This is a genomic window from Streptomyces sp. NPDC026522, assembly GCF_055567555.1.
Genome location: NZ_JBVHQF010000002.1, coordinates 50,400 through 72,932, shown reverse-complemented (window position 1 = coordinate 72,932; position 22,533 = coordinate 50,400). Strand labels below are relative to the sequence as shown.

The 22,533-nt window shown below is 72.3% G+C and carries 23 protein-coding genes and 3 tRNA genes; 6 read left to right on the top strand and 20 right to left on the bottom strand.

Translation table 11 applies throughout. The features are described from left to right. Positions 1 to 870: 870 nt before the first annotated feature. The 6 genes from ACZ4M3_RS04805 to ACZ4M3_RS04780 all read right to left on the bottom strand — a co-directional run bounded on the left by ACZ4M3_RS04805 (position 871) and on the right by ACZ4M3_RS04780 (position 3,594). On the bottom strand, positions 871 to 1,248 hold the full coding sequence (locus ACZ4M3_RS04805; RefSeq protein ID WP_467730254.1) for a nuclear transport factor 2 family protein: 378 nt from the start codon (positions 1,246 to 1,248) through the stop codon (positions 871 to 873). Between the two features lie 790 nt (positions 1,249 to 2,038). Next, positions 2,039 to 2,467: a MaoC family dehydratase gene (locus tag ACZ4M3_RS04800; RefSeq protein WP_467730253.1), complete on the bottom strand. Its 429-nt coding sequence runs from the start codon at positions 2,465 to 2,467 to the stop codon at positions 2,039 to 2,041. Between the two features lies 1 nt (position 2,468). Next, entirely contained in the window at positions 2,469 to 2,921 is a 453-nt protein-coding gene (locus ACZ4M3_RS04795; protein ID WP_467730252.1) for an FAS1-like dehydratase domain-containing protein, read from the bottom strand. A gap of 225 nt (positions 2,922 to 3,146) precedes the next feature. Further along, the gene (gene rpmG, locus ACZ4M3_RS04790; RefSeq protein WP_003956487.1) at positions 3,147 to 3,311 is read right to left on the bottom strand and encodes a 50S ribosomal protein L33; all 165 of its coding nucleotides are present in this window, start codon (positions 3,309 to 3,311) and stop codon (positions 3,147 to 3,149) included. An 89-nt stretch (positions 3,312 to 3,400) separates the two neighbouring features. Next, positions 3,401 to 3,473: transfer RNA gene (locus ACZ4M3_RS04785), tRNA-Met, on the bottom strand. Between the two features lie 48 nt (positions 3,474 to 3,521). Continuing rightward, positions 3,522 to 3,594 (bottom strand) — tRNA-Thr (locus ACZ4M3_RS04780). A gap of 320 nt (positions 3,595 to 3,914) precedes the next feature. On the opposite strand from ACZ4M3_RS04780, the gene ACZ4M3_RS04775 reads away from it, so the two are divergent. Further along, positions 3,915 to 5,228, top strand: a complete 1,314-nt coding sequence (locus ACZ4M3_RS04775) for an amidohydrolase family protein (protein ID WP_467730251.1) — start codon at positions 3,915 to 3,917, stop codon at positions 5,226 to 5,228. A gap of 75 nt (positions 5,229 to 5,303) precedes the next feature. Next, complete coding sequence (locus tag ACZ4M3_RS04770; RefSeq protein WP_467730250.1) at positions 5,304 to 5,960, top strand: SDR family oxidoreductase; 657 nt, start codon at positions 5,304 to 5,306, stop codon at positions 5,958 to 5,960. Positions 5,961 to 5,987: 27 nt separating this feature from the next. Here the strand turns inward: ACZ4M3_RS04770 and ACZ4M3_RS04765 are convergent, their stop codons facing one another. Continuing rightward, on the bottom strand, positions 5,988 to 6,386 hold the full coding sequence (locus ACZ4M3_RS04765) for a DUF3574 domain-containing protein (protein WP_467730249.1): 399 nt from the start codon (positions 6,384 to 6,386) through the stop codon (positions 5,988 to 5,990). Positions 6,387 to 6,531: 145 nt separating this feature from the next. Between ACZ4M3_RS04765 and ACZ4M3_RS04760 the strand changes: the two genes are divergently transcribed. Beyond that, positions 6,532 to 7,041 carry a hypothetical protein gene (locus ACZ4M3_RS04760; RefSeq protein ID WP_467730248.1) on the top strand — a complete coding sequence of 170 codons (510 nt, stop codon included), beginning with the start codon at positions 6,532 to 6,534 and terminating at the stop codon, positions 7,039 to 7,041. 102 nt (positions 7,042 to 7,143) lie between these two features. Here the strand turns inward: ACZ4M3_RS04760 and ACZ4M3_RS04755 are convergent. After that, a tRNA-Tyr gene (locus ACZ4M3_RS04755) sits at positions 7,144 to 7,225 on the bottom strand. Between the two features lie 200 nt (positions 7,226 to 7,425). Here ACZ4M3_RS04755 and ACZ4M3_RS04750 point away from each other — a divergent pair. From ACZ4M3_RS04750 to ACZ4M3_RS04740, 3 genes are all read left to right on the top strand, one after another. Continuing rightward, complete coding sequence (locus ACZ4M3_RS04750) at positions 7,426 to 7,914, top strand: YajQ family cyclic di-GMP-binding protein (protein ID WP_329197449.1); 489 nt, start codon at positions 7,426 to 7,428, stop codon at positions 7,912 to 7,914. A gap of 327 nt (positions 7,915 to 8,241) precedes the next feature. After that, positions 8,242 to 9,675, top strand: coding sequence for a SulP family inorganic anion transporter (locus ACZ4M3_RS04745; RefSeq protein ID WP_467730247.1), 1,434 nt, complete (start codon positions 8,242 to 8,244; stop codon positions 9,673 to 9,675). 18 nt (positions 9,676 to 9,693) lie between these two features. Beyond that, on the top strand, positions 9,694 to 10,998 hold the full coding sequence (locus tag ACZ4M3_RS04740) for an APC family permease (RefSeq protein ID WP_467730246.1): 1,305 nt from the start codon (positions 9,694 to 9,696) through the stop codon (positions 10,996 to 10,998). 231 nt (positions 10,999 to 11,229) lie between these two features. Here ACZ4M3_RS04740 and ACZ4M3_RS04735 read toward each other — a convergent pair whose 3' ends face one another. From ACZ4M3_RS04735 to ACZ4M3_RS04680, 12 genes are all read right to left on the bottom strand, one after another. Beyond that, positions 11,230 to 11,622, bottom strand: a complete 393-nt coding sequence (locus ACZ4M3_RS04735) for a YccF domain-containing protein (protein ID WP_467730245.1) — start codon at positions 11,620 to 11,622, stop codon at positions 11,230 to 11,232. Continuing rightward, positions 11,619 to 12,482, bottom strand: a complete 864-nt coding sequence (gene htpX / locus ACZ4M3_RS04730) for a zinc metalloprotease HtpX (protein ID WP_467730243.1) — start codon at positions 12,480 to 12,482, stop codon at positions 11,619 to 11,621. The genes ACZ4M3_RS04735 and htpX overlap by 4 nt, the downstream gene beginning before the upstream one ends. 217 nt (positions 12,483 to 12,699) lie before the next feature. Beyond that, complete coding sequence (locus ACZ4M3_RS04725) at positions 12,700 to 14,232, bottom strand: NADH-quinone oxidoreductase subunit N (protein ID WP_467730241.1); 1,533 nt, start codon at positions 14,230 to 14,232, stop codon at positions 12,700 to 12,702. After that, entirely contained in the window at positions 14,229 to 15,782 is a 1,554-nt protein-coding gene (locus ACZ4M3_RS04720) for a complex I subunit 4 family protein (protein WP_467730797.1), read from the bottom strand. Before ACZ4M3_RS04720 ends, ACZ4M3_RS04725 begins: the two co-directional genes overlap by 4 nt. A gap of 38 nt (positions 15,783 to 15,820) precedes the next feature. Then, positions 15,821 to 17,827: an NADH-quinone oxidoreductase subunit 5 family protein gene (locus tag ACZ4M3_RS04715; protein WP_467730239.1), complete on the bottom strand. Its 2,007-nt coding sequence runs from the start codon at positions 17,825 to 17,827 to the stop codon at positions 15,821 to 15,823. After that, positions 17,824 to 18,198 carry an NADH-quinone oxidoreductase subunit NuoK gene (gene nuoK, locus ACZ4M3_RS04710; protein WP_190182971.1) on the bottom strand — a complete coding sequence of 125 codons (375 nt, stop codon included), beginning with the start codon at positions 18,196 to 18,198 and terminating at the stop codon, positions 17,824 to 17,826. Before nuoK ends, ACZ4M3_RS04715 begins: the two co-directional genes overlap by 4 nt. After that, positions 18,198 to 18,833 carry an NADH-quinone oxidoreductase subunit J family protein gene (locus ACZ4M3_RS04705; RefSeq protein ID WP_467730237.1) on the bottom strand — a complete coding sequence of 212 codons (636 nt, stop codon included), beginning with the start codon at positions 18,831 to 18,833 and terminating at the stop codon, positions 18,198 to 18,200. Before ACZ4M3_RS04705 ends, nuoK begins: the two co-directional genes overlap by 1 nt. Further along, complete coding sequence (locus ACZ4M3_RS04700; protein WP_467730235.1) at positions 18,830 to 19,435, bottom strand: NuoI/complex I 23 kDa subunit family protein; 606 nt, start codon at positions 19,433 to 19,435, stop codon at positions 18,830 to 18,832. Before ACZ4M3_RS04700 ends, ACZ4M3_RS04705 begins: the two co-directional genes overlap by 4 nt. After that, positions 19,435 to 20,403, bottom strand: coding sequence for a complex I subunit 1/NuoH family protein (locus ACZ4M3_RS04695; protein ID WP_467730233.1), 969 nt, complete (start codon positions 20,401 to 20,403; stop codon positions 19,435 to 19,437). The genes ACZ4M3_RS04700 and ACZ4M3_RS04695 overlap by 1 nt, the downstream gene beginning before the upstream one ends. Continuing rightward, a complete protein-coding gene (locus ACZ4M3_RS04690; RefSeq protein ID WP_467730231.1) occupies positions 20,400 to 21,449 on the bottom strand; it encodes an NADH-quinone oxidoreductase subunit C in 1,050 nt (349 codons plus the stop codon). The genes ACZ4M3_RS04695 and ACZ4M3_RS04690 overlap by 4 nt, the downstream gene beginning before the upstream one ends. Continuing rightward, positions 21,446 to 22,069: an NADH-quinone oxidoreductase subunit B gene (locus ACZ4M3_RS04685; protein ID WP_467730229.1), complete on the bottom strand. Its 624-nt coding sequence runs from the start codon at positions 22,067 to 22,069 to the stop codon at positions 21,446 to 21,448. Before ACZ4M3_RS04685 ends, ACZ4M3_RS04690 begins: the two co-directional genes overlap by 4 nt. Beyond that, complete coding sequence (locus ACZ4M3_RS04680; RefSeq protein ID WP_453356936.1) at positions 22,060 to 22,467, bottom strand: NADH-quinone oxidoreductase subunit A; 408 nt, start codon at positions 22,465 to 22,467, stop codon at positions 22,060 to 22,062. Before ACZ4M3_RS04680 ends, ACZ4M3_RS04685 begins: the two co-directional genes overlap by 10 nt. Positions 22,468 to 22,533: the final 66 nt, after the last annotated feature.

Genomic DNA, 22,533 nt, shown 5'->3' with positions numbered 1-22,533 from the left:
AGCCCAGGGGACGGAGTCCCCTCGGACGGCGGCGCTGAGCTCCTGGGAGCCCAGGGGACGGAGTCCCCTCGGACGGCGGCGCTGAGCTCCTGGGGGTTTCCCGTCAGTCCACTGTCCTTTCGTGTCGGGCCGGCCCGTCAAGGGCGCTCCTTCGTCGCGTCGCTGCGCGATGGCCTTCGGCCACCCTTGACTGTCCGTCCCGCCCCGAAAAGCCAAAGACTGCCGGGAAGCCCCCGAAGAACGGCCGGGCTCTTCGGGTTCCAGGTGCGGGCTCCTCAGTGATCGTGGACCGAAGCCCCTGAACAGCCTCTTTCCATGGGCCCCGCCATGCCAGCCTCACCGGGGGCCACCCGAGGGCACTGGGCCCCGCCCAATTCAGCCTCGTGGGGGGGGCCTCCCAGCGGTAGCTGGGGGAGACTGAGGCGAGGGGCCTGGGGCGGAGCCCCAGGAAGCCCCGAGCGCAGCGAGGGGGCCCACCCACGGCGCCGCAGATCGCTACGCGCCCCTCCCGTCACGGCGCCTGCGGCCCGCCAGGGGCTGGGCATAGGCCGCCACCGATCGCTACACAGCTGACCTCATCTGGCGTCGATCAGCCCGTTATCGGCTGGGGAGTAAGCCGCCCGAACCATGACCAAGGTCTTCCGGAGGGCGCCCGCAGGCGGAAAGGGGGTGGGCAAGGGGCATCTGACGTGCTCTGGTGTCGAAGAGGTCGTCATTGGTTGGACACAAGGCGCCAAATCGTCACCAGCAGCTCCCCGAGGGCGAACGCGGGGGACCAACGGCATCTGACGTGCCCTGACGTCGAAGAGGTCGTCATTGGGGACCGGTGGCGACCATTCCATGCGTCACGACCCCCCGAGATGTCTGGTGTTACCTGGTCCCGGGCGGTACGGGGGTCGCCTGGTGGTAGTACATGCGCCACACGTCGTCATGCCTGCGCCACAGCGAACTGCGCCGCGCCCGCTGCCCGTCGATCACGGTCGTATAAGTGAGATGCACCAGCCCGGGAGCCAGCACGACACCGGTCATCTCCGTCGGCTCGTAGCGCGGCCCGTCTGCTGCCGCCCCATCCATCTCGGGCAGCGCCGCCACCATTTCGTCATACGTCCAGCGCCTACCCGAGGCGCCGACCTCAACGAACTCCGGGTCAAGGAGCCGACCTGCGAGTGCCCGCGACGTGCGCACGTTGGGGTCCATCAACCGCAACTCACCCGCGATCGCCGCCCCTACATCGTCTGCATCGCTCATCCGACCATTTTCGTCCAGCTAGCCGCGACCGCCGATCTGACCGACACCAGAGCACGTCAAGTGGCCCTGGTCGTCCCCTTTCAGCCCGCGCCCGCCCTCGGGGAGGCGTTGATGACCGTTTGGGCGGCTTACTCCCCAGCCGATGACGGGCTGATCGACGCCAGATGAGGTCAGCTGTGTAGCGATCGGTGGCGGCCTATGCCCAGCCCCTGGCGGGCCGCAGGCGCCGTGACAGGAGAAGCCGCGTAGCGATCTGCGGCGCCGTGGGTGGGCCCCCTCGCTGCGCTCGGGGCTTCCTGGGGCTCCGCCCCCGGCCCCACGCCTCAGTCTCCCCCAGCTACCGCTGGGAGGTCCCCCCACGAGGCTGAATTGGGCGGGGCCCAGTGCCCTCGGGTGGCGGCCCCCGGTGAGGCTGGCATGGCGGGGCCCATGAAAGGGGGCTCTTCCAAGGCCCGGATCAAGGTCGCTGAGGAGCCCGCACCTGGAACCCGAAGAGCCCGGCCGTTCTTCGGGGGCTTCCCGGCAGTCTTTGGCTTTTCGGGGCGGGACGGACAGTCAAGGGTGGCCGAAGGCCATCGCGCAGCGACGCGACGACGAGGAACGAGGAGGAGCGCCCTTGACGGGCCGGCACGACACGAAAGGACAGTGGACTGACGGGAAACCCCCAGCACCCCACCGACACCGCCCGAGTGCACCCCGCACCCGGACCCCCAGCACCCCACCAACACCGCCCGAGCGGACCCCGCCCCCGGACCCCCAGCACCCCACCACCCCCGCCCAACGGGGCCCCCTACCCCAGCCGGACCACCGCGCGGGACATGCCCAGGACCTTCTGGTCCGCGCTCGTCGCCGTGAGGTCCACGCGGACCCGGTTGTCGTCCAGCTTGGCGGCGACCTTCGCCGTGACCTCGATCCGTGCGCCCCGCTCGTCGTTCGGGACGACCACCGGCTTGATGAACCTGACCCCGTACTCGACGACCGCACCCGGGTCGCCCACCCAGTCGGTGACCACCCGGATCGCCTCGGCCATGGTGAACATGCCGTGCGCGATCACGTCCGGCAGCCCGACCTCCTTGGCGAACTTCTCGTTCCAGTGGATCGGGTTGAAGTCACCCGAAGCGCCCGCGTACCGCACGAGGGTGGCGCGCGTCACGGGAAAGGAGCCCGCCGGCAGCTCGGTGCCGACCTCGACGTCGGCGTACTGGATCTGCGCGGTCATCTCAGGCCTCCTCAGGGGCGCGGGACACGAGCTTGGTCCACGCCGTCACCACGTGCTCGCCGGATTCGTCGTGCACTTCACCGCGGATGTCGATGATGTCGTTGCCCGCCATCGACTTCACGGCCTCGATCGTGGACGTCACCGACAGCCGGTCCCCCGCCCGCACCGGGCGGACGTACGCGAACTTCTGGTCGCCGTGCACGACGCGGCTGTAGTCCAGCCCCAGCTGCGGGTCCTGGACGACCTGGCCCGCCGCCTTGAACGTGATGGCGAACACAAAAGTCGGCGGCGCGATCACATCCGGGTGACCGAACGCCTTCGCGGCCTCCGGGTCGGTGTAGACGGGATTTTCGTCACCCACCGCTACCGCGAATTCGCGGATCTTCTCCCGGCCGACCTCGTACGGATCGGTGGGCGGGTAGCTCCGCCCCACGAAGGTCTGGTCGAGGGCCATGGCTCACTACCTCCTGTTGGGGGACGCGGAAGTCTCGGGCGCCGTCGGGCGCCGTCGGGCGCGGTCCGACGACGGACGTCCCGCGTCGATCAGTCCATCATCTGTCACTGGCATCCGCCGTACCGGCCCGGCACCTCACCCAGCCCGTGCGGAAACGACACGAGGCCGCCCCCCAATGAAGGGGACGACCTCGTGACGGTGCCTGTATTCGAGACTCGCTAAGGCTTAGCGGGTCTCGCGGTGCGCGGTGTGCGAGTTGCAGCGCGGGCAGTGCTTCTTCATCTCAAGACGGTCCGGGTTGTTACGCCGGTTCTTCTTGGTGATGTAGTTCCGCTCCTTGCACTCCACGCAGGCCAGCGTGATCTTCGGGCGGACGTCGGTGGCAGCCACGTGAGTGCTCCTTGACGGACAATTGGGACGGATGAACGCATACAAGAGTAGCCGACCGGGAGACCGACCCCGCAATCGGCTACTGTGTGTAGCGGCGACCGGACTTGAACCGGTGACACAGCGATTATGAGCCGCTTGCTCTACCGACTGAGCTACGCCGCTTTGATGTGATCGACTCCCCACCCGAGGGTGGGGAACCTCTCTCACCAGAGCCCCAATGCGGAATCGAACCGCAGACCTTCTCCTTACCATGGAGACGCTCTACCGACTGAGCTATTGGGGCGAGCGATGAAGACATTACACGGTTGCCCGCCGATCGCCCAAATCCTTTGGGGCGCCCGGGCTCGGAGGCGCTCCGGCGCCGATTCCCGGTCGGCTCGCGAGTCACGTCCGACCCGTTTTCCCCAGGCATTCGCGGAGATTGTGTCCGAGGTCACGTGGCCCCGTGCCGCGCAGCTGCCGTACGCGGCTCACCGGTACGACTATTGCGCTCCTCCGCGAACCGGACACCCCCGCGCCCTAGGCTCTGAACACGCTGCGTGATCTTGGGCCGCGGGCCGCGAGCCGTGGCCCAGGAACCGCCCGAGCCACCGCAGGAGCGCGATGTCCGACAGCCAGCCGCAGCAGCCCTCCCCTCCTCCGCGCGGTGGCCGGGGTGACGGCGGCGGTTACGGGCCCGCCCGGGGCGGCGCCGGGAGGCCGGCCACCGGGGGCGCCGAGACCGCCACGCTGCTGCTCGCCGGGGCCCGCCTCACCGACGGCCGCACCGTCGACGTCCGGCTGCGCGGCGGCCGGATCCAGGCGGTGGGCGCCCCCGGCAGCCTGCCCATCCCCGCCCTCTCCCGGGTCGACCTGAGCGGCTACCTGCTGCTCCCCGCCCCCGCCGAACCGCATGCCCACGGTGACACCGCCCTGACGGCGGACCGTGCGGGGCCGGTCTCGTACGCCTCCGACGAGGTCCAGCGCCGGGCCACCGAGGCCGCCCTGCTCCAGCTCGGCCACGGCGCCACGGCCGTGCGGTCCCACGTACGGATCGGCGACGCCCGGGGGCTCGGCCCCATGGAGGGCGTGCTCCAGGCCCGCCGCTCGCTGCGCGGCCTCGCCGACCTGACCGCGGTCGCCGTCCCCCGGCTGCTGACCGGTGTCGCCGGGGCGGACGGGCGCGCCCTGCTGCGCGACGCCGTCAAGATGGGCGCCTCGGTGATCGGCGGCTGCCCGGACCTGGACCCCGACCCGGCCGGCTATCTCGAAGCCGTCCTGGAACTGGCCGGCGAGCAGGGCTGCCCCGTCGACCTGCACACGGACGGTGACGATCCCGGGCGCCTCGCCCGGCTCGCGGCGATGGCCGCCGGCCTGCGTCCCGGCGTGACCATCGGCCCCTGCGGCGGCCTGTCGCGGCTCCCGCTGGACGTGGCGAGCCGCGTCGCCGACGAGCTGGCAGCGGCCGGGATCGGGGTGATCTGCCTCCCGCAGGGCGACTGCGCCGCCTTGGAGCGCCGGGGGCTGCGCACCGCGCCCGTACGCCTCCTGCGTACCGCCGGCGTCCGGGTCGCGGCGGGGAGCGGGGCGCTGCGGGACGCGGGGAACCCCGTCGGCCGCGGCGACCCGCTCGAAGCCGCGTACCTGCTGGCCTCCCAGGGCGGCCTGCGGCCGGCTGAGGCGTACGACGCGGTCAGCGCCGCCGCCCGGCAGGCGATGGGCCTCCCGGAGGTCCGGGTGGCGGCCGGCTTCCCGGCGGAGCTGCTCGCCGTACGCGGTGACCGCATCGCGGGGGTGCTGTCCCTGGCGTACAGCCGCATCGTGATCCACCGGGGGCGGGTGGTAGCCCGTACGAGTGCCGTACGGGAGTACTGCGACTCGGCGGTGGCGGTGGCCCTGGACCTGCCCCGGCAGGGGCGTACGGAGCCGGGGCCCTGAGCGGTACCGAACCGGCACCGGCCGTTCGCCGCCCGTTCGCGGGCGGGCGGGCCCGGCTCGTCGTACGGTCGGGACATGCGCATCGTCATCGCGGGTGGACACGGTCAGATCGCGCTGCGGCTGGAGCGGCTGCTCTCCGCGCGCGGGTACGAGGTCGCGGGCATCATCCGTGACCCGGAGCAGGGCGACGACCTGCGGGAAGCGGGCGCCGAACCGGTGCTGTGCGATCTGGAGTCGGCCACGGTGGAGCACGTGGCGGGGATCCTCCAGGGCGCGTACGCGGCGGTGTTCGCGGCCGGTGCCGGTCCCGGCAGCGGCATCGAGCGCAAGGACACGGTGGACCGGGCGGCGGCGGTGCTCTTCGCTGACGCGGCCGAACGCGCGCGCGTACGGCGCTTCCTGATGGTCTCGTCGATGGGCGCGGACGCCCGTCACGAGGGCGAGGAGGTGTTCGACTACTACCTGCGCGCCAAAGGGGAGGCCGACGACCACCTGCGGACCCGCCTCGGCCTGGAGTGGACGGTGCTGCGCCCCGGCGCGCTGACCGACAGCGCCGGTACCGGGCTGGTCCGGCTGGAGGCGCACACGGGGCGGGGGTCGGTCCCGCGCGACGACGTGGCGGCGGTGCTGGCTGAGCTGGTGGAGACTCCGGCGACGGCGGGGCTGACGCTGGAACTCGTGTCCGGCTCCACCCCGGTCGCGGTGGCCGTCAAGGACGTGGCGGGCAACTGACCGGGGGCGGGCGCCGGGGGGCGGGGGCTAGAACTGCGCGGTGACCTCGTCGTCGGAGCGGCCGACGGAGTCCTGCTCGTACTGGCGCTCGTAGGCCTGGCGGATCCGCTCGATGCGCGCGCTGCGGTCGTCGGCCTCCTTCTGCGGGTAGAGCAGCACCACTTCGTAGGACGTCTCGTGGACGATGGTCCCGTCCTTGCCGCGCCACTGGCCGTGTGCGTCCTGGACGGTGAGCCCCTCGGGGAACGCGGGGGTCACCTCGCGGTCGATGAAGCGGTTGAACTCCGCTTCGCCGACCGGGTCCTGGCCGACGGGCCGCGCGGTGCCGAAGTAGAGCCGGGTCTCCTGGTACGGCTCTCCGACATGGGGGTGCAGGGCTGCTCCGACCAGCGCCGGGATGCCCGCGCCGAGCAGGGCGATGAGCACCCCGCCGCCGACCTTGCCACGTGTATTCGATGTCCAATTCACGCCACATGAACGACGGGACGCGTTGATCGTTGCGTCCGGGGCCCCCGATAGGGTCACTGCGGTTCGGCCGCAGGGGGCGGCCGTGTGAGGTACCGGGGTGGGCATGGGCGACGGCGAGTGGCGCTTGGACGGGGCGGAGGGCGGCCGGCTCGCCGCCCGGTGGTGGAAGTGGGCCCTGTCGGCGCCGGAGGAGCAGAGTCCCGTCTCCGATACGACGGGGCACAACGCCGGGTGGCGCCAGCCCGGCGACGTCTGGTTCCTCGCGGGCTCGTACGGCGGCCGGGTGGTGCGGCGGTGCAGCATTCCGGCGGGCCGGCCGGTGTTCTTCCCGGTGCTGAACACCCAGCGCAGGGCGGTGCCGTTCGTGACCGAGCCGTGGGCGCTGGGCGTGGCGCGGGCGTCGGCGGCGCTGAACAGCACCCCGCTGACGGTGAGCGAGTTCGGCTCGAAGACCTTCCTGGCCGGGGGGAGGCCGCGGGTGGCCTGGGGGCTGTGGTGCGGCCTCACCCCGCTGCCGCCGGGCCAGTTCGTGCTGGAGATCGACGGCGCCACGACGAACGGCTTCCGGGTCGACACGACCTACCACCTGACGGTGACGGAGCCGGCGAGGTAGCCGTGGGCCGGGCGGGGCAGCTGGTGGCCGCCCGCCGCCCGGGGGCGTACGAAGAAACCCCCGCCCCCTACGTTTCCGTAGTGGGCGAGGGTTTCACTCGCGTGGCGGCGCCAGGGTTCGAACCTGGGTAGGCTGAGCCGGCAGATTTACAGTCTGCTCCCTTTGGCCACTCGGGCACACCGCCAAGGGACGTTGCCGTTTTTCCGCCTTGCGGCGGCGCTCCGTGGCAACGACGTAAACAATACCCGATGCCCGGGGGTGCTCCGCCACCGGATTGATCAGCACCGCACGGGGGCGTGGTGGCTAGGCTTTGCGGAGCGGTCCGGGGATGTCCGGCCGCGGCCCCACGGGGCTCAGCCAGCCGACTTCAAGGAGCCACAGCACATGGCCGACTCCAGTTTCGACATCGTCTCGAAGGTCGAGCGGCAGGAGGTCGACAACGCCCTCAACCAGGCCGCCAAGGAACTCTCGCAGCGCTACGACTTCAAGGGCACGGGCGCGTCGATCGCCTGGTCCGGCGAGAAGATCCTCATGGAGGCGAACTCCGAGGAGCGCGTGAAGGCCATCCTCGACGTCTTCGAGACCAAGCTGGTCAAGCGCGGCATCTCGCTCAAGGCGCTGGACGCCGGCGAGCCGCAGCTGTCCGGCAAGGAGTACAAGATCTTCGCGACGATCGAGGAAGGCATCTCCCAGGAGAACGCCAAGAAGGTCGCGAAGATCATCCGGGACGAGGGTCCCAAGGGCGTCAAGGCGCAGGTCCAGGGCGAGGAGCTGCGCGTCAGCTCCAAGAGCCGCGACGACCTCCAGACCGTCCAGGCGCTCCTCAAGGGCAAGGACCTGGACTTCGCGATCCAGTTCGTGAACTACCGCTGATCGAGGTCCGCGACCTGCGCGAGCGCGGTTAGCCGGGCACGGCGAGGGCGCAACGGGGGCACGCCGCCGAGGACCGCCTCGACGGCTGCCCGCGTTGCGCCTTCGCCGTGCCGGACGCGCACTTCCAGGCCGCCCGGCCCCTCCGCCGCTGGACCCCGCCCGCGCCCGCGTGCGTCTGCCCTCCCGGGCGGGGCGTGGGCGCGCGGGTGGGGTGCGCCGGGCGTGAGCGGCGCGTGCTCCGCCGGGGCTCCCAGTGGTCACTAGGCACCGGGCCGTGCGCCCGTCACGCTGAGTGCCATTCGTCACCGTGTGACAGGGGGTTCTCGCATGCCTGGGGCCGAGACATTCCGCGAAGACTTCGGGGCGTCCGTCGTCGTCGCGCTGGTCGCGCTGCCACTGTGTGTGGGCGTGGCCGTCGCCTCCGGCGTGCCGGCCGAGCTGGGCCTGGTGACCGGGGTCGTCGGCGGGCTGGTGACCGGCTGGTTCCGTGGCAGCTCGCTCCAGGTCAGCGGGCCGGCGGCGGGGCTGACCGTGCTCGTGTACGAGGCGGTGCAGACGTACGGCCTGGCCGCGCTCGGGACGCTGGTGGCCGCCGCCGGGGTGGCGCAACTGGGCATGGGGATGCTGCGGCTCGGGCGGTGGTTCCGGGCGATCTCGGTCGCCGTGGTGCACGGGATGCTGGCCGGGATCGGGCTCGTACTGATCGCCGGGCAGCTCTACGCCCTGAGCGGTGTGACCGCGCCGGCGAAGACCCTGGAGAAGCTGGCCGGGGCCGCCGCACTGGGCGGGCAGGCCGACTGGGCGGCCGTGGCGCTCGGGGCCGGAACCATCGTCGTCCTGGTGGCGTGGCGCCGGATGCCGGCCCGGCTGCGGCTGCTCCCCGGCGCCCTGGTCGGGGTCGCCGCGGCCACCGCGGTGGCCGCGCTGCTGCGGCTGCCGGTCGAGCGGGTGCGGGTGACGGGCGTCCTGGGGGCGGTGTCGCCGCCCCGGTGGGAAGACCTCGGGGCGCTGGCCTCCGTGGGGGCGTTCGGGACGGTCCTGGCGATCGCGCTGATCGCCTCCGCCGAGACCCTCTTCAGTGCGGCCGCGGTGGACCGCATGCATGACGGCCCCCGCACCGACTACGACCGGGAACTGGTGGCCCAGGGCGTGGGGAACCTGACCTGCGGGCTGCTCGGCGCGCTGCCGATGACGGCCGTGATCGTACGCAGCGCCGCGAACGTGGAGGCCGGGGCGCGGACCCGGGCGGCCAGGGTGCTGCACGGCGGCTGGCTCCTGCTGTTCGCCGTGGTCTTTCCGCAAGCGCTGGAAGCGGTGCCGCTGGCCGCACTGGCCGGGGTGCTGTTGCACGCGGGCTGGAAGCTGCTCCCGGCCAAGGCGGTCGCCGCGCTGTGGCGCACCCATCGGGGCGAGGCGCTGGTGCTGGTGGCGACGGCGGGCGCGATCGTGGCCACCAACCTTTTCGAGGGCGTACTGGTCGGCCTGGGACTGGCCGTCGCCAAGGCGGCCTGGGAGACCTCCCAGGTGCACATCGAGGAGGTCTGGGAGGCAGAAGGGGACGTGCTGTGCGTGCGGATGGTGGGCAACGCCAGCTTCCTGCGGCTGCCCAAGATGCTGGACTCCCTGGACGGCGTGCCGCCGGGCCAGTCGGTGCGGCTCGACCTCAGCGGGCTGCGGCACCTGGACCATGCCTGTCTGACCGCCCTCGACGGATGGGAGAAGCAGCGCTCGCCGCTCCCCCGACCCCGGGGCGTCATGTAGGGCGGTTAGCCTCCGCCCATGGACAACTCGCCGGTGGACGGTGGGCCGGCGGACGGTGGGCCGGTGGGCACGGGGCTGAGGCGCACCCTCGGCGTCTTCGACGCCGTCGTGGTGGGCCTGGGCGCGATGGTCGGCGCCGGGATCTTCGCGGCGCTCGCCCCGGCCGCCCGCGCGGCCGGGCCGGCGGGCGGCGCGCTGCTGACCGCCCTCGGACTGGCGGCCGTCGTGGCCTACTGCAACGCCCGCTCCTCCGCGCGGCTCGCCGCCCGCTACCCGTCCTCCGGCGGCACGTACGTGTACGGGCGCGAGCGGCTCGGCCCGTTCTGGGGTTACCTGGCCGGCTGGGGCTTCGTCGTCGGCAAGACGGCCTCCTGCGCGGCGATGGCGCTGACCGTCGGGGCGTACCTGTGGCCGGGGCAGCAGCATGCGGTGGCCGTCGCGGCGGTGGTGGCGCTGACCGCCGCGAGCTACGGCGGCGTGCAGAAGTCGGCCAGGATCGCCCGGGGAATCGTGGCCGCGGTGCTGGTGGTGCTGGCCGTGGTGGTGGCCGTCTGTCTGACTTCGGGCGCGGCGGATGCGGGCCGGCTGGGCGGCGGCCCGGCAGGCGGGCAGTGGGGCGGGGCGGCCGGGCTGTTGCAGGGCGCCGGGCTGCTGTTCTTCGCTTTCGCCGGCTACGCCCGGATCACCACCTTGGGCGAGGAGGTGCGTGACCCGGAGCGGACGATCCCGCGCGCCGTGCCGATCGCGCTGGGCATCGCCCTCCTGGTGTACGCCGCCGTGGCGGTGGCGGTCCTGGCGGTGCTCGGCGGCGCGGCGCTGGCGGGGTCCACGGCCCCGCTGGCCGACGCGGTGCGCGCGGCCGGGTGGCCCGGACTGGCCCCCGTCGTCCGGGCGGGTGCGGCTCTGGCCGCGCTGGGCTCGCTGCTGGCCCTCGTGCTCGGGGTGTCGCGCACCGGCTTGGCGATGGCCCGGGACGGCCATCTGCCACGTGTGCTGGCCGCCGTACATCCCCGGCGTCAGGTGCCGCACCGCGCGGAGCTCGCCGTGGGCACGGTGGTGACGCTGCTCGCGGCCACCACGGATCTGCGGGGTGCGATCGGTTTCTCCTCCTTCGGAGTGCTGGTCTACTACGCGATCGCGAACGCTTCTGCGTGGACTCTGGATTCAGGTGTCAAGGACCGGGCCGTGGCAGTGGTCGGGCTGGCCGGCTGTGTGGTTCTCGCGTGCGCGCTGCCCGTCGCTTCGGCGGTCGCGGGGGCGGCGGTACTGGCGTTGGGTGCGGTGGTCTACGTCGTGCGCAGGCTGCGCACGAACGACATGTGAGGACGGGTCAGGTGCCTGGCGCGCCGGGGCGGCGGCCGCGGCCGGCAGCGGCCGCCTATGCGGACACCGCGGGACGGCGCACCGGTCCCCGGCGGGGCGGCCGAGGGCCTTCCGGGCGGCTGCGCGGAGTGGGGTCGTCGTGGTCGGACTTGCTGGGGCAACTGCTCGGTCTCGGTCATGTGTTCATGGTGGACCACCCCACTGACAATCGCCCTGACCTGCGCGGACCGGTCAGCGGGAGGCGAAGGGGGCGTCCGTCGGGACGATCTCGCGGCCCAGCGGGAGCAGGGAGAGCGGGACCATCTTGAAGTTGGCGATGCCGAAGGGGATGCCGATGATCGTGACGCACAGGGCGAGGCCCGTGACGATGTGGCCGATGGCCAGCCACCAGCCGGCCAGGACGAGCCAGAGCACGTTGCCCACGCAGGACGCGGCGCCCGCGTCGTGGCGTTCGACCGTGGTGTAGCCGAAGGGCCAGAGCGCGTACACCGCGATGCGGAAGGCGGCGATCCCGAAGGGGATGCCGATGATCGTGACGCAGAGGATCAGGCCCGCGAGGCAGTAGCCCAGGAACAGCCAGATGCCGCTGAGGACGAGCCAAATGACGTTCAGGATGGTCTTCACTGGGTCCGGCCTGCCATCTGTTCGAGCCGGGCGATGCGCTCGGCCATCGGGGGGTGCGTCGAGAACATCTTGGACAGTCCCTCGCCCGGGCGGAAGGGGTTGGCGATCATCATGTGGCTCGCCGTCTCCAGCCGGGGCTCGGGCGGCAGCGGGAGCTGCTTGGTGCCCGCGTCGAGCTTGCGCAGGGCGCTGGCCAGGGCCAGCGGGTCCCCGGTCAGCTGGGCGCCGGAGGCGTCGGCCTCGTACTCGCGCGAGCGGCTGATGGCGAGCTGGATCACGGAGGCGGCCAGCGGGCCCAAGATCATGATCAGCAGCATGCCGAGGATGCCGGGCCCCTCGTCGTCACTGGAGCGGCCGACCGGGATCAGCCAGGCGAAGTTCACCAGGAACATGATCACGGAGGCGAGCGCTCCGGCGACCGAGGAGATGAGGATGTCCCGGTTGTAGACGTGGCTCAGCTCGTGCCCGATGACGCCGCGCAGCTCGCGCTCGTCGAGGATCCGCAGGATGCCCTCGGTGCAGCACACGGCGGCGTTGCGCGGATTGCGGCCGGTGGCGAAGGCGTTGGGGGCTTCGGTGGGCGAGATGTAGAGCCGGGGCATCGGCTGGCGCGCGGAGGTGGAGAGTTCGCGCACCATGCGGTAGAGGGCGGGGGCCTCGAACTCGCTGACGGGCCGGGCGCGCATCGCGCGTAGAGCCAGCTTGTCGCTGTTCCAGTACGCGTACGCGTTCGTCCCGAGCGCGATGAGGACGGCGACGATGAGGCCGCCCCGCCCGAAGAAACTTCCGATGACGATGATGAGTGCCGACAGCCCGCCGAGGAGTACGGCGGTCTTCAGCCCGTTGTGCCGGCGGTGCACGGTACGCCCTCCAAATGGTGCGGCAGGGGGAACCCGTCCAGGATCTGTGGAACGGAGGGTCTTCCCGGTCCAGTGGACCCTCCCTTCCTGGTCAACGCGAGGTGGGCGCGCCAGGTTCCCGGGCCGCGTCCCCGCAGCCCGCCCGGGCGGGCGGGTGGGCGGGGACGGCCCGGGGCGTTACGCCGTCCGGGCGAGCGCGGCGGTGCCTGCCGTGGGGCTACTGCGGGAACAGGCTGCCCGACGCGAAGCGCAGTACCAGCTGCGGCGCTCCCGAGAGGACCAGGGCGGTGATCCCGGTGAGGACGATCGCGGCGGTGACCGGCCAGGGCGCGGGAGCCGCGGCGGGGGCGTCCCCGGTGGCCCGGGGGCGGAAGAGCAGCGCCGTCCACCGCAGGTAGTAGTACAGGGCGATGACCACATTGACCGCCATGACCACGGCCAGCCATCCGAGGCCCGCGTCGACCGCCGACCGGAAGACGGTGACCTTGGCGAACAGGCCGATGATGCCCGGCGGCAGCCCGGCCAGGCAGAGCAGGAAGAACGCCAGCGTCAGGGCGGCCAGGGGGCGCTCGGCGTACAGGCCGCGGTAGTCGCTGATCCGGTGCAGCGGCTTCGTACGGGCCACCAGTGCGGCGACGGAGAAGGCGCCCAGGTTCACGGCGCCGTACATGAGCGCGTACGCGACGGTGGAGCCGATCTGGTCGCGTTCGGCGTACGCGGCCGCGGCGATCGGCACCAGCAGGTAGCCGGCCTGCCCGACGGAGGACCAGGCGAGCAGCCGTACGGCGCTGTTCGGGCGGTCGGCACTCTGGCGCAGGGCGGCGACGTTGCCGACGGTCATGGTGAGGGCGGCGAGGACCGCCAGCGCCGGGCCCCAGACGTCGGAGTACGCGGGGAAGGCGATGACCGTGACGAGGATCAGGCCGGTGAAGCCGACGGCCTTGCCGATCACGGAAAGGTAGCCCGCGATGGGCAGGGGCGCGCCGACGTAGGTGTCCGGGACCCAGAAGTGGAAGGGGACGGCCGCCGTCTTGAAGGCGAAGCCGACGAGGGTGAGGGCGACGCCGGCCATCGCGAGGGTGTCGAGCTGTGCGGGGACGTCGCCGAGGCGGTCGGCGACCTGGGTGAGGTGCAGGGTGCCGGTGGCGGCGTAGACGAAGCTGACGCCGAGCAGCGAGACGGCCGTCGCGGTGACGGAGGAGAGGAAGAACTTGAGGGCGGCCTCGGAGGAGAGCGGGTCGCCGCGGCGCATGCCGACGAGGGCGAAGGCGGGCAGCGAGGCGACTTCGAGGGCGACGATCAGGGTGGCGAGGTCACGGGCGGCGGGCAGCAGGGCGGCACCGGCGGCGGAAGAGAGCAGCAGGAACCAGTATTCGCCCGCGGGCATGCGCGTCTCGTGGACGGCGGTGACCGACAGCAGCGCCGTGACGAGGGCGCCGGCCAGGACGAGGAACTGGACGACGAGCGCGAAGTGGTCGGCCGTGTAGCTGCACGCGCCGGGATCGCCGGTGAGGCAGAAGGTGGCGCGGTCGCCGGCGCGCAGCGGCAGCAGGGAGGCGGTCGCGGCGGCGAGCCCGGCCACGGCGAGCCAGCCGAGGAGCGGCTTGTGCTTCTGCGCTACGAAGAGGTCGGCGACCAGTACGACGAGCGCGACGGCGGCGGGGATCAGGACGGGTGCGATCGCAAGCCAGTCGACGGACTGGACGAGGCTGGGCCCGGCCGGGGCGGCCGCGACGGACAGGACCGTCATGAGTTGCCTCCTGCGAGGAGCTGCTGGACGGCCGGGTCGGTGAGGCCGAGGAGGACGGCGGGCCACAGGCCGGCGAGGACGGTGAGGGCGACGAGCGGGGTCCAGGCGGCGAGTTCGTAGCGCTGGACGTCGGCGAGGGAGAGTTCGGGGCCCTGCTTCGGGTCGCCCATGCACACCCGGCGTACGACGATCAGAAGATATGCGGCGGTGAGCAGGGTGCCGAAGGCGCCGACCGCCATGTAGGTGAGGAAGGCCGGGCGGGACAGGCCCGCCGCCGGGTCGAACGCACCGAACAAGGCCAGCATCTCGCCCCAGAAGCCGGCCAGGCCGGGCAGCCCGAGGGAGGCGACGGCGGCGAAGGCGAGCAGTGCGCCGAGGCGGGGGGCGCGGCCGTAGAGGGCGGCGCCGGTGGCTCCGGCGAGGGTGTCGAGATCGGCGGTGCCGTAGCGGTCCTTGAGCGCGCCGACCAGGAAGAAGAGCAGGCCGGTGATCAGGCCGTGGGCGATGTTGGCGAAGAGCGCGCCGTTGACGCCGGTGGGGGTCATGGACGCGATGCCGAGGAGCACGAAGCCCATGTGCCCGACGGAGGAGTACGCGATGAGGCGCTTGAGGTCGCCCTTGTTGCCCTTGCGGGTCAGCGCGAGGCAGGCGAGGGACCCGTAGACGATCCCGACGGCGGCGAACGCCCCGAGGTAGGGGGCGAAGGTGTGCATGCCCTCGGGGGTGACCGGGAGCAGGATGCGCACGAACCCGTACGTGCCCATCTTCAGCAGCACGCCCGCCAGGAGGACGGATCCGACGGTGGGCGCGGCGGTGTGGGCGTCCGGCAGCCAGCTGTGCAGCGGCCACATCGGGGTCTTCACGGCGAGCCCGATGCCGATGGCGAGTACGGCCAGCAACTGGGTGGTGTGGCCCAGTCCACGGCCGTTGTCAGAGGCGAGTGCCACCATGTCGAAAGTGCCGCTGTTCAGTCCGATCAGCAGCAGACCGAGCAGCATGACCACGGACCCGAGGAGGGTGTAGAGGATGAACTTCCAGGCGGCGGCCTGCCGCTGAGCACCGCCCCAGCGGGCGATGAGGAAGTACATCGGGATGAGGACCATCTCGAAGGCGAGGAAGAACAGCAGCAGGTCGAGGACGGCGAAGGTCGCGAGGGTGCCGGACTCGAGGACCAGGAGCAGCGCGACGAACGCCTTCGGGGAGGGGCCGTCGGGCAGCTTGAAGTAGCTGTAGAGCGCGCACAGGAAGAACAGCAGCGCGGTCATCAGGAGGAGGGGGAGCGAGATGCCGTCGACGCCGAGGTGGATCCGGATGTTCAGCGCCTGGATCCAGCTGATGTCCGTCGTCGCCTGGAAGCGGGACGGGGTGTCCTGGTCGAAGCCCACGGCGAGGGCGATCGCCGCGGCGAGGATCACGCCGGTGACGGTCACGCCGTGGCGCAGCACGGCCTGTTCGGGGCTCTTTCCGCGGAGCCCGGGCGGGGCTGGCAGCAAGGCCGCGACGGCGCCGAGGAGCGGTGCGGCCACGATGAACGCCAGAAGGAACTGCATCACGGACGGGCTGATATCAATCACGGCTGGCTCACGGCTCACGATCCGGCGTTGACGTTGGCGATGACGGCGGTGGCGATGGCCAGGACCACGGCGCCGGCGAGCAGGGCGCTCAGGTAGCTCTGCACGTTGCCGTTCTGGGCCCGGCGTACGAGGCCGCCGAGCAGCCGGGGGCCGGCGCCCGCGCCGCGGACGTACGTGTCCACCACCTCGCGGTCGAGGAAGCGGACCAGGCTCGCGGCGCCGCGGACGGGTCGGACGAAGAGCCGGTCGTAGACGGCGTCGAGGTGGAAGCCGTCGGCGGCGTGGCGGTGCAGCGGGCCGAGGAGGGCCTTGCCGGGGTCGGGGGCGGGACCGGCGGGCACGACGGGGTGGTCGTGGGTGACCTCGGCGACCTCGGGGGTCTCGGCGGCGGACTCCGCGGCGGCGGCAGCGGCGGGGACTCCGGTCGCGGCCAGGCCCGCTCCGGCGGCGGCCTTGGCGGTGGCGCGCTGCCACAGGCCGTAGGTGAGCAGGGCGCCGATGAGCGCGGCGCCGGTGCCGAGGACGGAGGTCGTCAGCGTCGGGGTGAGCGGCCGGCCGTCGAACCAGTCGGCGATCGGTCCGGCGGCGAGGCCGAAGCCGATCGACGGGACGGCCAGCAGCCACAGCACGCCGGTCATGGCGAAGGGTTCCCTGCCGTGGTCGGGGGCGGCGGCGCCCCGGCCGTGGAAGGCCATCAGCCACAGGCGGGTGGCGTAGGCGGCGGTGAGCAGCGCGGTCAGCACGCCGGCGACCAGTACGACCCAGCCGGCGGCGCTGGGTGCGAACTCCGAGTGGCCGCCGGCGGTGTGTTCCGCGGCGACGAGGACGGCTTCCTTGGAGAAGAAGCCGGCGAAGGGCGGGATCGCGGCGAGCGCGAGGAGCGCGATCGTCATGGTCCAGAAGGCGTCGGGGATGCGCTTGGCCAGGCCGGCCATCCGGGACATGGCGGCCAGGGAGTTCGTGCCGGCGGCGTGGATGATGACGCCCGCACCGAGGAAGAGGAGCGCCTTGAAGGCGCCGTGGGACAGGAGGTGGAAGACGGCGGCGCCACGGTCGCCGACGGCCAGGGCGCCGGTCATGTAGCCGAGCTGGCCGATGGTGGAGTAGGCGAGGACGCGCTTGATGTCGTCCTGCGCCAGGGCGGCGAGGCCCGAGCCGATCATGGTGACGGCCGCCATGACGGCCATCACCACCAGCGCGGCGCGGGAGGCCGCGAAGACGGGGAGGAGGCGGGCGACGAAGTAGATGCCGGCGGCGACCATCGTGGCCGCGTGGATCAGGGCGGAGACCGGGGTGGGGCCGGCCATGGCGTCGGGGAGCCAGGTGTGCAGCGGGAACTGCGCGGACTTGCCCGCGACTCCGGCCAGCAGGAGCAGCGCGATCAGCGTCGGGTGGCTCAGGCCGCCCGAGGCGACGGTGCCCAGGATCTTGGTGATCTGGAAGGAGCCGGCGTCGGCGGCGAGCGCGAACAGGCCGATCAGGAAGGGCACGTCGCCGAGCTTGGTGACGAGGAAGGCCTTGAGGGAGGCGGAGCGGGCCGCCTCGGTCTCCCAGTAGTGGCCGACCAGGAAGTACGAGCAGATGCCCATGACCTCCCAGCCGACCAGCAGCACCATCAGGTCGCCGGAGTAGACGACGAGCAGCATGGCGGAGGTGAACAGGGAGACCAGAGCGGCGTACGACGGGTAGCGCGGGTCATCGCGCAAGTAGGCCGTCGAGTAGAGCTGCACGCAGGTGGCGACCACTGCGACGAGGACGGCGACCAGCGCGGCGAAGCCGTCGATGTCGAGGGAGAGCTCGATCGGCACGGAGCCGGTCGGGGTCAGCTCGGTCGCGGTGACGATGGCGTTGCCGCCGCCTTGGCGGACGGCGACGAGCACGGCCAGTACGGCGGCGGCGAGGGCCGGCAGCACGGCCAGCGGCCGCACGAAGCCGGGGGCGGTGCGGCCGAGGAGGAGTCCGGCGACCGCGCCGAGGAAGGGAAGGAGGGGGACGAGGACCGCGAGGGTCGTGGTGCTCACGCGGTGACCTCGCTCTGCTGGTTCGCGGCGGTGGAGGAGTCGGGGGCGGCCGGGGGCGGCTCGTGGCCTTCGGCGGTGTCGCGCAGCCGGTCGATGTCGGAGGTGCCCCGGTTGCGGTACACCATCAGCACGATCGCGAGGCCGATGCCGATCTCGGCGGCGGCGATGGCGATGGTGAAGAGGGTGAGGGCCTGGCCGGCGTGCAGGGTGTCGCGCAGCCAGACGTCGAAGGCCACCAGGTTGAGGTTGACGGCGTTGAGCATCAGCTCGACGGACATCAGGACCAGGATGGCGTTGCGGCGGGCTAGCACTCCGTACAGGCCCGTGCAGAACAGCAGCGCCGCGAGCACGGCGGGGTAGGCGAGATGCATCAGCGCTGCCCCTCGTCCGTACGGCGGGTCGCTGCGGCGCGCGGCGCTGTTGCGCTGTCGGCGAGGGGGTCCGGGTCGGCCGGGTCGGTCCTGCGGGAGAGCACGATGGCACCGATCAGGGCAGCGAGGAGGAGGACGGACAGCGCCTCGAAGGGCAGCACCCAGTGCCGGAAGAGGATCTCGCCGGAGACCTTGGTCGAGCCCTGGACGGGTCCGTCGAGGTCGATCCAGGTGGTGCGGAAGGCGTCGACGACGACCCAGACGAGCGCGGCGGCGGCGACCGCGGCGACGCCGAGGGCCACCGGCCGGTTGCGGGAATCGGCGTCCGGGGAGGGGCCGATGGGGGCCTTGGTGAGCATCAGCCCGAAGAGGAGGAGGACGACCACGGAACCGAGGTAGATCAGTACCTGCACCCAGGCGATGAACTCGGCGGTCAGCAGCAGGTACTCGACGGCGATCCCGCCGAGCGCGACGACCAGCCACAGGGCGGCGTGCACGAGCTGCTTGGTCGTGACGGTGACGACGGCCGCGCCGAGGGTGGCGAGGCCGACCAGGACGAAGGCGATCTCGACGCCGGTCGGGGACAGGAAGCCCGGTCCCGCCGTCGCGGCCAGGGTGTGGGCGGCGGGGCTCACGCGTCTGCCTCCGGCGTGCTGTCGGTGGCCGGCCCGGAGTCGGGCTCGGCGGTGCTCGGCGCGGCGGCGGCCGCCGCGGCGGCTGCCTCGGCCTTCTCCACCGCCTTGCGTGCGGCGGCGACCTCCTTCGGCTCCTCGGCGGCCGGGTCGAGGGCGGGCGGGGCGGGCACGGTCCACATCCACTCGCGCAGCTTGTCGCGCTCGTGGGTGAGTTCCAGGATGTCCGTCTCCGCGTACTCGAACTCCGGCGACCAGAACAGGGCGTCGAAGGGGCACACCTCGATGCAGATGCCGCAGTACATGCAGAGGGAGAAGTCGATGGCGAAGCGGTCGAGGACGTTGCGGCTGCGTTCGCGCCCGCCCGGGGCCGCGGCCGGCACCGTCTCCTTGTGGGAGTCGATGTAGATGCACCAGTCGGGGCACTCGCGGGCGCACAGCATGCAGACCGTGCAGTTCTCCTCGAACAGGCCGATGACCCCGCGCGAGCGGGGCGGGAGCTCGGGCTGCACTTCGGGGTACTGGGCGGTGTGCGAGCGCTTCGTCATCGTGCGCAGGGTGACGGCCAGCCCCTTGGCGAGGCCGGAACCGGGGATGGGGGGCATTACTGGATCGCCACCTTCACGATGCCGGTGAGCGCGATCTGGGCGAGCGCGAGGGGGATGAGTACGGTCCAGGCGAGCTTCTGGAGCTGGTCCTCGCGCAGCCGCGGGTAGCTCACGCGGAGCCAGATCACCGCGAAAGCGAGGATCGCGACCTTGAGGAGGGTCCAGACCCAGCCGAGGCCTTCGGCGCCGAAGGGGCCGTGCCAGCCGCCGAGGAAGAGCACGGTGGTCAGGGCGCAGAGGACGACGATGCCGGCGTACTCGGCGAGCAGGAACAGTGCGAAGCGCAGGCCGGTGTACTCGGTGTACGCGCCGAAGATGATCTCGGAGTCGGCGACGGGCATGTCGAAGGGGGGCCGCTGGAGTTCGGCGAGGCCGGCGGTGAAGAAGACGACGGCGCCGACGATCTGCCAGGGCAGCCACCACCACTGGAACGCGTCGAGGATGCCGGGCAGGGACACCGTCCCGGCGGCCATGGCGACCGAGGCGGCCGCGAGCAGCATGGGCAGCTCGTAGGCGAGCAGTTGGGCGGCGGTGCGCAGGCCGCCGAGCAGGGAGAACTTGTTGGCGGACGCCCAGCCGGCCATCAGGCTGCCGAGTACGCCGACGCCCATGACGGCGAGTGCGAAGAAGAGTCCGGCGTCGATGATCTGGCCGACGGCGCCCTGGCCGGGGCCGAGCGGGATCACGACGAGGACGAGCAGGTACGGGAGCAGCGCGACGGCGGGGGCGAGCTGGAAGATCCGCCGGTCGGCGTTGGCCGGGACGATGTCTTCCTTCTGCGCGAACTTCACGCCGTCGGCGACGAGCTGGGCCCAGCCGTGGAAGCCGCCGGCGTACATGGGGCCGAGGCGGCCCTGCATGTGGGCCATGACCTTGTGCTCGGTCTGCCCGACCACGAGCGGGAGCACGAGGAAGACGGCGAAGACGAGGACCAGGCGCAGGGCGACGTCGAGTACGTCGTTCACGCGTCGCCTCCATCGTGGTGGTCGGGGGTGGTCTTGTCGGTCCGGCCGTCGGTCCCGGGATCCGGCTCGCCTGCGGCGGGCTCCGGCGGGGCCGGGTCGCCTGCGGCGGGCTCCGGCGGGGCCGGGTCGTCGAAGGCGGGCTTCGGGTCGTGCCACGGAGCGTCTCGCCTGGCCGGCGGTTTCGCGGTGGGGGTCGCCGCCCCTGGCGCGGCCTCGGCAGGCGGGGCCGCCGGGCCGGGCGTCTCCGGCGCGGCCTCGGCCGGCGGGGTGGCCTGGCTCGCCGAGCCCTCCGACACCGAGCGGGTACGGCGGGCCGGGCGCGGGGCCGGGGTCTCCGGCGCGGCCTCGGCCGGCGGGGTGGCCTGGCTCGCCGAGCCCTCCGACACCGAGCGGGTACGGCGGGCCGGGGCGCCCTCGCGGGCGGCGGCCGCGCGGGGGGTGCGGGCCGGGCGGGCCGGGGCCGGCGGGAGCTGGCCCTTGAGCGGCCCCCAGTCGTTGGGGTCGGGCACGCCGGGCGGCAGCATCTGCCGCCGCTTCGGCGCGTCGGGGTCATGGGCCTCGCCCGGCTCCTTCGCACCCGGCCACGCCTTGGCCACGCGCGCCGCCAGGACGAAGTCCTTGCGCAGCGGGTGCCCCTCGAAGTTCTCCGGCAGCAGCAGCGGCACGAGGTGCGGGTGATCGGTGAAGGTCACCCCGAACATCTCGAACGTCTCCCGCTCGTGCCATTCCGCGCCCGCGTACACCGCGACCGCCGACGGCAGGGACGGCGCCGCGTGCGGAACCGTCGTGCGCAGCAGCAGGCGGCGTACGCGGTGGCCCTCCAGCGCGACGACGTGCACGCAGATCCGGAAGCCGGTGCCCGGCTCGTCCACCGCGCTCAGCCAGTCGAAGTAGGTGCAGCCCAGCTTGTCGCGGGCGATCTCCAGCGCGGGGATCCAGGAGCCGACGGGCACGTCGACCGTGAGGACGTCGTACGCGAACGACCCCACGGCCTCGGCGCCGAAGACCGTCGGGGCGCCGTCGGGCAGGGTGTCGTAGAGGTTCACCGGCCCGTCCCCTCGGCGGCGGGCGGCGCGACCAGGCCGCTGGTGAGCTGCGCGACCGACGAGCCGGCGGTGGCGTAGCGGTCGGCGAGCGACTCCCGGGCGATCTTCTCCTGGAGCTTGAGGATGCCCTGCAGCAGCGCCTCGGGACGCGGCGGGCAGCCGGGGACGTAGACGTCGACGGGGATGATCTGGTCGACGCCCTTCGTCACCGCGTAAGAGTCCCAGTAGGGGCCCCCGCAGTTGGAGCAGGCGCCGAAGGAGATGACGTACTTCGGCTCGGGCATCTGCTCGTAGAGCCGCTTGACCGCCGGGGCCATCTTGTCCGTGACGGTCCCGGAGACGATCATCAGGTCGGCCTGGCGCGGGCCGGGCGCGAACGGGATGACGCCGAGCCGGATGAAGTCGTGCCGGGCCATCGACGCGGCGATGAACTCGATCGCGCAGCAGGCGAGGCCGAAGTTGAAGACCCACAGGCTGTACCGGCGGCCCCAGTTGAGGACCACCTTCATGGGTTCGGGGGCCAGCCGGGAGAGCACTCCCAGCCGCTTCGGCTCCGGGAGGAACTCCGGGGTGGTCGCGGCCGGGGTCAGGCCCGGTGTCACGTCCGGTGTCACGTCCATTCGAGGACGCCCTTCTTGTACGCGTAGAGCAGGCCGACGGCCAGGAAGCCCAGGAAGACGAACATCTCCACGAGCGTCGTGGCGCCGTAACCGGCGGCGGCGAAGACCGTCGCCCACGGGAAGAGGAAGATCGAGTCGACGGCGAAGATGACGTAGAGGAAGGCGTAGACGTAATAGCGGACCTGGGTGTGGGCCCAGCCCTCGCCCACCGGGTCCACGCCGCACTCGTACGTCAGCAGCTTCTCGGGGGTGGGAACCACGGGCCGCAGCAGGCGTCCGGCGCCGAACGCGACGGCGACGAAGAGCACGCCGAGTACGGCGAGCAGTCCGACGACCGAATAGCTTCGGAAGTAGTCCGCCGCGAGCACGTTTACGGTCGCTACCGTTGGGTCGGGCACGTCCGTTCCTCGCTCCTCGGCCACTGTCGACGATCTGGATGATCTGGTACGCACGGGAGTCTAGAG